At 39.1% G+C, this 9,102-nt stretch carries 7 protein-coding genes and 1 tRNA gene; 4 read left to right on the forward strand and 4 right to left on the reverse strand.

Going from position 1 to position 9,102, the window contains the following annotated elements; all coding sequences use genetic code 11:
- The first annotated feature begins 70 nt into the window (after positions 1-70).
- Positions 71-1,405, forward strand: coding sequence for a TldD/PmbA family protein (locus KPX09_RS03100; protein WP_249548948.1), 1,335 nt, complete (start codon positions 71-73; stop codon positions 1,403-1,405).
- 206 nt (positions 1,406-1,611) lie between these two features.
- Here the strand turns inward: KPX09_RS03100 and argS are convergent, their stop codons facing one another.
- The 4 genes from argS to rplU all read right to left on the reverse strand — a co-directional run bounded on the left by argS (position 1,612) and on the right by rplU (position 4,445).
- Positions 1,612-3,354: an arginine--tRNA ligase gene (gene argS, locus KPX09_RS03105; RefSeq protein ID WP_249548949.1), complete on the reverse strand. Its 1,743-nt coding sequence runs from the start codon at positions 3,352-3,354 to the stop codon at positions 1,612-1,614.
- A gap of 439 nt (positions 3,355-3,793) precedes the next feature.
- Positions 3,794-3,869: transfer RNA gene (locus KPX09_RS03110), tRNA-Ile, on the reverse strand.
- 3 nt (positions 3,870-3,872) lie between these two features.
- Positions 3,873-4,145 (reverse strand): 50S ribosomal protein L27, encoded by a 273-nt coding sequence (gene rpmA / locus KPX09_RS03115; RefSeq protein WP_249548950.1) that lies wholly within the window; start codon positions 4,143-4,145, stop codon positions 3,873-3,875.
- Positions 4,146-4,148: 3 nt separating this feature from the next.
- The gene (gene rplU / locus KPX09_RS03120; RefSeq protein WP_249548951.1) at positions 4,149-4,445 is read right to left on the reverse strand and encodes a 50S ribosomal protein L21; all 297 of its coding nucleotides are present in this window, start codon (positions 4,443-4,445) and stop codon (positions 4,149-4,151) included.
- Between the two features lie 528 nt (positions 4,446-4,973).
- On the opposite strand from rplU, the gene eno reads away from it, so the two are divergent.
- From eno to KPX09_RS03135, 3 genes are all read left to right on the forward strand, one after another.
- Positions 4,974-6,263: a phosphopyruvate hydratase gene (eno, locus tag KPX09_RS03125; protein WP_249548952.1), complete on the forward strand. Its 1,290-nt coding sequence runs from the start codon at positions 4,974-4,976 to the stop codon at positions 6,261-6,263.
- A 4-nt stretch (positions 6,264-6,267) separates the two neighbouring features.
- Positions 6,268-7,326, forward strand: a complete 1,059-nt coding sequence (gene cgtA / locus KPX09_RS03130; protein WP_249548953.1) for an Obg family GTPase CgtA — start codon at positions 6,268-6,270, stop codon at positions 7,324-7,326.
- 424 nt (positions 7,327-7,750) lie between these two features.
- The gene (locus KPX09_RS03135) at positions 7,751-8,275 is read left to right on the forward strand and encodes a 5-formyltetrahydrofolate cyclo-ligase (protein ID WP_249548954.1); all 525 of its coding nucleotides are present in this window, start codon (positions 7,751-7,753) and stop codon (positions 8,273-8,275) included.
- The last annotated feature ends 827 nt before the right edge of the window (positions 8,276-9,102 follow it).

A 9,102-nucleotide genomic window follows, 5' to 3' on the forward strand; every position in this document is an offset into this window, starting at 1 on the left:
TTTTGAAGAGCGTTGTGATTTACGCAATGAATTCTTCTTGAGAATAAAAATGTCTAAGTAGAGGTGTGTTTTGAGTGCCTTGAATATAGCAGAAGATATAATTAAACTTATAAAGTCTCGTGGAGTTGAGGGGGAAGTTGTATTAACTCAGCACGAGACTACCTCTGTTACCCAGCGTATGATGAGGCTCGAAGAAATGACTGCGAGCAGCGGACGTCATGTTGGAATACGTGTAATTGTGGGCAAGAAGTATTCATGTATTTCTTCGGATGATTTAGATAGGTCTGAGGAGCTAGTAGATGCTGCTATAAGGATGGCATACTTATCTCCTGAGGATCCGTTTATCTCTATAAGTGATCAAAAAGGAACATATACTAATACTGCTTCGGATCTTATGATCTTCGATGATTCTGTTATTGAGATGGATACTATATGTGACATTCTCCGGGAAATGGAAGGCGAAGCCCTGTCAGTGGATTCTAGAATAGTAAATTCTGAAGGAGCAAGTTTCTCGAGATCGTTGATGGAGACTGCGCTAATGACAACGAGGGGGTTTTGTGGTTCGTATAAGAAAACATATTTTTCTTCATCTATATCTGTAATAGCAGCATCGAATGATATGAAGATGGAGGTAGACTATAGCTTTGCGGTGAAGAGTAAATTTAGTAATTTAGAAAAGCCGAGAGTTTTAGGGAGGGAAGCTGCTAATAGGGCTCTGCGAAAGCTGAATGCTCGCGAGCTTCAAACATGTAAAATGCCAGTTTTATTTGAAAATAGGGCGGCATCTTCATTATTATCCAATTTTGCTTCAGCTATTAATGGGGCCTCTATTGCTGATAAAACGTCTTTTCTCCTCGATAAATTAGAAACTAATGTTTTTGGTAGTAATATCTATATTGTAGACGATCCTCTCATGTTATCAGGTATATCATCGCGCCCCTTTGATGGTGAGGGTATATTGTCTACAAAGCGTAACATAGTAGAAAGAGGCGTTCTCAAGAGTTGGATTTTAGATATGAGAACAGCGAAACAACTGACATTATCCACAACTGGTCATGCTGTAAGGAAAGAGAATGCATATGTTTCCCCTGGCGTAAGTAATTTTTACATACAGAGATCAGATACTACAGTGCAAGAATTAATGTCAGATATTAAGAGAGGTTTATATATCACAGATCTTTTCGGATTTGGAATAAATTTTGCTACAGGAGATTATAGTCAAGGGGCTTTTGGTTATATGATCGAGAATGGATATATAACCTATCCAGTTCATGGAATTACTGTAGCTGGTAATTTACTCGATATGTTTTCAAGTGCACAAGTAGCAAACGATTTGACTTTTCACCGATCAGTGAACTCTCCGACATTAATGTTCGACAACATCGTCATCTCTGGCTCTTCCTGAATTAACAAATTACCTGTTACAATAAATTAATCTCAAAATTAATCTCATGAACTTTCCATTTTTTATTTTCCATAATATATATTATGTGCTATTTATATAGTAGATAGTAGTAATATGAACGAGAATGCTACCACATGTGTTTATACTGAAAGCTGTAGAGTCAAGACTGGTAGGACGAACACGACAAACCTTGTATTTAATACCTACTACCTCATTTCTTCTACAGGTGTGATAGAAAAAATATCCAGGCCAGCTGCTATAACATGGGATACAGCTATTGCTATATAAATACGCGACGAAGTGGTATGTAGATCACCCTCTACTATGAATCTCATACTAGGATCACTGTTACCACAACCCCAAAGTGCATGAAACTCCTCCGCTACTTCTATAAGGTAAAATGCTATTGTATGAGGCTCATAATTCTCAGCTGCCGTTTTGATTACGCTTGGCCATCTTGACAATAGCCTTAGTAAAGAAAGTTCTTGCCCTGTAATTACACACGAAAAATCTATTTTCTCTATTGCTAATAACTCAGGACAACGCCGCACTATAGAACGTATTCTAGCGTACGCATATTGGATATAGAATATCTGGCTATCTTTTGATTCTTCTCGAGCTTTGGCAAAATCAAAATCTAGTACCACGTCATTCCGGCGTGTAAGCATCATGAATCTAGCAACATCTCTCCCCACTTCATCAATTACATCTCGAACTGTTAAGAACTCCCCTTTTCTTTTCGACATTTTGACAGGCGTGCCATTCTCTAAGAAATTTACCAAATTATAAAGCTTAATATCTATAGATGCCTTGCCGTTACTTAAAGCTGCAACTGCAGCCTTAAGTCGCGAAACATAGCCTTTATGATCGAACCCCAATGTCATTATCATGGAGTCAAATCCTCGGGAAATCTTGTGAAAATGGTATGCAATATCACTGGCAAAATACGACCAAGTACCATCTTCCTTTTGCAAAGCTCTATCGGAATCATCTCCAAATTCCGTCGACTTAAACAGCATCTGCATACGAGGCTGCCATTCGCTTGACTCATCTTCCCTCTTAGGTCTTTCGAGCACTCCCTCATATATAATACCGCGCTCACTCAGGTACTTTACACATTCCTCGATAACATTACAGTTCTGTAAGTCACTTTCTAAAACAAATACATCATGTTCAACTCCCAAAAGAGCTAAATCTTCTTTGATTAAGTTAAGCATCCTGTTAAGAGTAAAACTCCTAATTATCTCATCTTTATCACTAGCGTTTAGTAGATCGGAGCCGTATTTCTCAACCAAATCATGCGCTATGGGCTTTAGATATTCACCGGGATATAAACCTGCACCTACGGTGATTTTTTCCCCCAATGCTTCTTTATATCTAAGAAAAACCGAAGAGACTAACGTCTTTATTTGAGACCCGGCATCATTTACGTAATACTCTTTTGTGACATTATAACCTACCCACTTAAGGAGATTAGACAAAACATCACCAAAAACTGCACCCCTAGCATGACCTATATGTAGAGGCCCTGTAGGATTCGCTGAAACGAATTCTATATTAACTTTTTTATTATGGCCTAAATTTGCACGTCCATATTCTTTGCCCAGCTTGTTTATATTCCTTACAACACCATGCCAGACGCTGTTTACACAGTGAAAGTTTATGAATCCTGGAGCAACAACATTTATACTTTCTATACCTTCTATGTTTTCAAATGCGTTGCATAAAGTACTTGCCAGATCCATGGGATTTTTCTTATCAAATTTTCCAAGAATTAGTGCTGCATTTGTATATAAATCCCCATGTTTATGCTGTGCCGGAGGGCCAACTATAATCCTTTTAAATAATGACTCAGGAATGCAGTCTCCTTCCCATGTAGCCCGAATTCTCTCTTCTATCACACTCCGGAAAAAGCCAAAGATATCCACTACTTCACCATCTAATAACATGCTATTTACTCCAACAACTGCACCTTCTGTATATGTGGATTTCCCATTTTATAGAAATAAATGTATATAGACGTACCATCTCCAGTTTTAGATTACATCTAAGAGTAATGTACTATCACTTTTTCATAATATAACATTTTGGCAAATAAATCCATGCCACATAATTACTTTCGTTTGAAAAATCCGAAGCGAATTAATGTTTTATTTTATTACTATCCAAGCACCTATCGCGGATACTCATAACTCCCGACAGACATCCTCAACTCTGAGTATTATCTATATTAGTCCGTCTTTTCTAAAGGTACATATCTCTTTCCATGTTAACACAGATTAAAAAATACTAGCAGTCGCGGTAATATCTTTTTTTTCCTTAAAACACATTACCTGCTTGTAACTACAAAGAGCAAATCACCAAATGCGTCTAAATTACAAGAGCAGATGGTGGGCCTGGGAAGAGTCGAACCTCCGACCTCACGCTTATCAGGCGTGCGCTCTAACCACTGAGCTACAGACCCTGACTACGATAACGAAGACACGCTATTTTGAAGCACATCCACAAAAACCCTGCCTTCTGCCTTACGTCTAAAGAACACAACTCCAGCGACCTTGGAAAATATAGTGTGATCTCGACCCATTCCCACATTCTTTCCCGGATGATATCTTGTACCGCGCTGCCTTATAATGATATTCCCAGGTACCACCAATTCACTACCAAACTTCTTAACTCCAAGCCTTCTACCTCTCGAGTCCCTACCATTACAAGAACTACCACCAGATTTTTTAGTAGCCACAGCCTACCTCACCTCTACTATACGCAAAACGGTCATACTTTGTCTATGCCCATTCTTCCGCCTATAATTCTTACGACGCCGCTTTTTAAACACTATAATCTTATCAGAGCGATAGTGAGCCACAACTTCAGCAGAAACAGACCCAGAGCTAGACGAGAAGCTCACACTGCCATCACTGAATGTAGCAAGGCTCCTAAGCGGAACCTTCTCACCAATTTCCGCCTTCAACAGCTCTACCTTGATGACGTCTTGTTCCTTGACTTTATATTGTTTACCACCAGTTTCAACCACGGCGAACATACACAGAGCTCCAGATCGACATATCACAAACACCTAGATTCTGCTTTACATAAATGGAGGTGTCAATAAAATTCTAGCGTACTTAATGCAGCCCGCATGGTGCGCATTGTGCTGCAACATAAATCTCTGTAATATATAGCATACTTTGCCGCACTATGACTTGATAGATATTCCTGCTTATGCTAAATGAAATTCCCCCTACTCACACACCAGGATTATCTCAGCATAGATTATAGATAGCTAAACTGTGAGAACTGGTAAAGGATACAGTTACTTTTACGATGAGAATGTCATATCTGTTAGTTAACCTAAATAAATATGTTCATAAACACAGTAGTGGGTATTCGAGATTTAGCGGCAATATTACCATCACTGAATGTAGAGTAATCATCTTCTAGAAACGTAGAATTCCTCTTATGCAATGAGAGGATTTACGTACAAGTACAAAAACTGGCGGCTGCACGATATCTTTACTTTTTGGGAAATATTGTTTACACTGACACCCACTCAGTATATCGAGAGTTGCGTGTGCTATATTCCAGGTCTGTTGCCAAAATAAACGGTGTCTCTGCTCGTCAGATACTTGATAGCAGGGGGCGTCCTACTGTTGAAGCAGTTGTATCATTATCGGATGGAGCCCTCGGGGTTGTCTCGGTTCCTTCAGGCGCTTCAGTAGGGAAAAATGAGGCCTTAGAGCTCCGCGACAAGGATATGAGTAAGTATGGGGGGCATGGCGTAACGAAGGCTATTGAGAATGTTAACTCTATAATAGCACCGCGATTGCTAAACATGGATCCCTTTAACCAAAAAGCTTTAGATGATCTCTTGATAGAGCTTGATGGAACAGATAGCAAGTCCAAGCTCGGTGCGAATGCGACGCTTGCTGTCTCCGTTGCTACAGCTAAAGCAGCAGCTGCTAATCTTAGAATTCCACTTTACAGGTATTTAGGTGGGGTTACCTCCAGAGAGATGCCGGTGCCATTAGTAAACGTCATAAACGGTGGCTTGCATGCAGATAATGGACTGGATTTTCAAGAATTTATGATCATGCCTATAGGAGCCTCTACTTTTTCCGATGCTCTTAGAATGTGCGCTGAGGTGTTCTTATCGCTCAAAGAAATATTAAAAAGTAATAAGCTTAGTACGAATACTGGCGATGAAGGTGGTTTTGCGCCTAATCTTGAGAGTAATGATAGAGTATTCTGTATACTGCTGGAGGCTATTGAAAAGGCTGGCTATAAACCCTCTATAGATTTTGCTCTTGCTCTGGATGTTGCTGCTTCTACATTCTATGACGGCAAAATTTACAGATTTTCTGGCTCAAGCATGAGTAGTGCAGAGATGGTGTCGTACTATGAAGAGCTTGTAAAAAAGTACCCTATAGTCTCTATGGAAGATGGCATTGCTGAAGATGATCTTGATGGGTGGGAAGAATTGACTGTGCGCTTGGGTAAGAAAGTGCAATTAGTTGGCGATGATCTGTTTGTCACTAATCCTCGCTTGATTAAGGACTTTTCTGAGAGGGGTCTTGCAAATGCCGTACTTATTAAGCCTAATCAGATTGGTACTCTGTCAGAAACGATAGAAGCTATTAGGCTTGCTTCTATGTCTAACTTTAATTCCATTGTTTCTCACAGATCTGGTGATACAGAAGATCCGTTTATTGCTCATATTGCTGTAGCTCTGAACTGTGGTCAAATTAAGACTGGTTCTATGTCTCGGTCTGAACGTATGGCTAAATACAATGAATTGTTAAGAATTGAAGAAGATCTATGTGGTACTGCCGTACTTCGTGCCGTTAAGTTAGGACGACATTAGCTTTATGAGTTTTATTGACGAAGCCAAGGTTTTTGTTAAGGGCGGCAATGGTGGACATGGCTGCGTAAGTTTCCGTAGAGAAAAATATATTGAGTTTGGCGGCCCGGATGGTGGCAATGGGGGGGATGGCGGTTCTGTAGTCTTAGAGGCTAGTGGCGCTGTTAATACTCTGCTTTTTTTTCGCTATCATCAGCACTTGCGTGCTGAAAATGGTAAAAATGGCTCCGGAAAAAAGAAATCTGGAGCTTCAGGCCGCGATCTTGTTGTAAAAGTCCCTCTTGGAACTCAGGTATTTGATAGCCCTGGCGGGAGTTTAATTGCTGATCTTTCTACTGCTGGGCAAAGGTATGTTGTTGCCTCTGGAGGGAAAGGCGGAATGGGAAACGCGCAGTACAAGAGTTCTACTAACAGGGCTCCTGTATACTATACTTTAGGTGCTATAGAAGAAGAGTTTCCTGTTTTCTTGCAGATGAAAGTGCTCTCTGACATAGGGATAATAGGAATGCCAAATGCAGGGAAATCGAGTTTGCTCTCTAGATGCACTATGTCTAAAACGAAAGTTGCCGATTATCCCTTCACTACCTTGGAGCCGCATCTGGGTGTCGCTAGAATCAACGAGTATGACCTTATTTTCGCTGATATTCCTGGATTGATAGAAAATGCTAATGAAGGTGCCGGTCTAGGGCATAAGTTTTTAAAGCACATAGAAAGATGCTCTTTGCTCTTGCATCTCATAGATTGCTCTACTGAAGATATAGTAAGCTCGTATAAATTGGTATCACGCGAGTTGGCTATATATAGTAAAGAGCTATCTGAAAAGCGTGAGGTGATAGTACTTAATAAATGCGACATGATCACTGAGGAAGAAATAACCCAGAAAAAGCATTTATTAGAGGATTATAGCAATAAAACAGTTGTTACTCTTTCCTTGCATGATCCTCTGAGCCCCTTGCTCGTAATGTTGTATGAGATGTTAAAAAAAGATGATGCAGAAGAAGAATCAAAGAAATTTGATCCTTTTTTACACGTTGGCTATAACAAGAAAAAGGCATCTAAGATATAACTTTGGCGCAAGCGTATACCATTAACTCTCGATAAGAGCCGTTCTAAGTTTAGTTCACACTTCTCTAATATATATCTTAAGCACAATGCACGCAATTTACTCCTCTATACTAGGGGATTTAGAATGTGATTAATAGGATATTGAATGTTACTTCTGATAGGATTGTTCTCAGTTTCGCTTATAAGATGTATGTTTATTATACAGCAACTATGTATACCACTAAATTCCTCTGTACAAAAAAAATTAGAAGAAGTAGCACAGAACAATAACATAGAAAGAGGAGTTCTCTGGTTAGCTCGCATAATATGAACTATTCCTTTAGCATATATATTAGTAATGATGCTGTGGTAGCTTATTAGAAATCAGTGACAATCCTAACAAGTGGTGTAGGATAAATAGTTGGAAATAACTTAACTTTTATTCTATGGATCACTTAGAAGAAAAGGTGCAGCTCCGAAAGGAATATAGAAAATTGAGAAAAGAAGTTATTACTGTTGATGCTGCTGCGCAAATGTTATTGCAAAATAGCATCAGAATATTAAGTTTTAGGAACAACGACATAGTCTCAGGGTATATTCCAATTGACGGCGAAATAGATGTTCTGCCTTTGATGAATTTTATAAGCAAAACGTCTGTTGTTCTTGTACCTGAAGTGAAAAAAGATTCTAGAATGCTCACATTTAGAAGATGGTTCAGCGGTATTAATGAATTGGGCGAGGAGCTCAAACCCAATATTCTTTTGATACCCCTCGTAGCATTTGATAGACGTCTATATAGACTCGGATTTGGCGGTGGATACTACGATTATACGATAGAACATTTAAAAAGGAGAGGTCAATGCAAGTGCATTGGCATTGCATATGACTTACAGCTCTGTGCAAATCTTCCAGTTTGCGAGCACGACCAAAAGTTGGACTTAGTTATAACCGAAAAAGGTATATATTCCTGACATTTTCCTACATTGTGTATACCTTGTATTCAGGTATGACTGATGTTTCTTTTTACAACTACACTCTATCAGAGTACCCTGGGGAATCTGAAACGTCACTATAGCTCGTACTCCAACAAGATCAAAAGCTAAATTCTCTCTGCCTTGATCCAGATACCGTCCTTGCGGTTTTTTCTACCTCATCAGCAAAAAACCTTCCTTATAGGAGCCAGAACACTCAAGATAGCAATCATATCTATACTAAAGATTTTAATAATAAGCTAAAGCTCTACATAAGTTCATGGGCATTTTTAGCGCTTTTGTTGCCACTTATTTCCCTTAGGTGAGCATTTATTTGCACTGTTTTCATAGAATTTAAAACTTTCGTGTTTCCATGTGCAAATCCCCAGTTTATGAGCGTGATGGGTAGTAACAGCGTTATAACTTGAGCATCGTTCCATATACATGACTATCCATATTTTGTGAAGGGGAATCTGCGTTTTTCAATACCTTATTATTGCAGCAACACGCTTAGAGCGCTTTGACATGCTTCGCATAATGCGTATTTAATCCAACATAACAAGTATCATCTATACTTTTCCTAAGCTGTGGTTATAGGATATACGCATGCATTACGCGGGCTGGGTCAAAAAAAATAAAGCTCTAAAATCCCTCTCCCCCGTATACAAGAGAATACCCTTTGAAAAGCACAGTATATTACAGAAGCACACTAATAAGTGATCTTTATACCAGTATCCGTTTTTCAATTAACAAATATTAAAGAGTACTACAGTAAATTCCCAAAACGTAACTTGTCGCTGTATATAATGCATTTTAAAGATAATATA

It is taken from the genome of Anaplasma phagocytophilum, from assembly GCF_023476575.1.
GTDB lineage: Bacteria > Pseudomonadota > Alphaproteobacteria > Rickettsiales > Anaplasmataceae > Anaplasma > Anaplasma phagocytophilum_A.

Coding starts and splice junctions, on each gene's coding strand:
- argS (WP_249548949.1), bottom strand. CDS start 3,354: ATGTTATTAGATGGTGAAGTAGTGGATATCTTTGGCTTTTTCCGGAGT.
- rplU (WP_249548951.1), bottom strand. CDS start 4,445: ATGTTCGCCGTGGTTGAAACTGGTGGTAAACAATATAAAGTCAAGGAA.
- cgtA (WP_249548953.1), top strand. CDS start 6,268: ATGAGTTTTATTGACGAAGCCAAGGTTTTTGTTAAGGGCGGCAATGGT.
- KPX09_RS03135 (WP_249548954.1), top strand. CDS start 7,751: ATGGATCACTTAGAAGAAAAGGTGCAGCTCCGAAAGGAATATAGAAAA.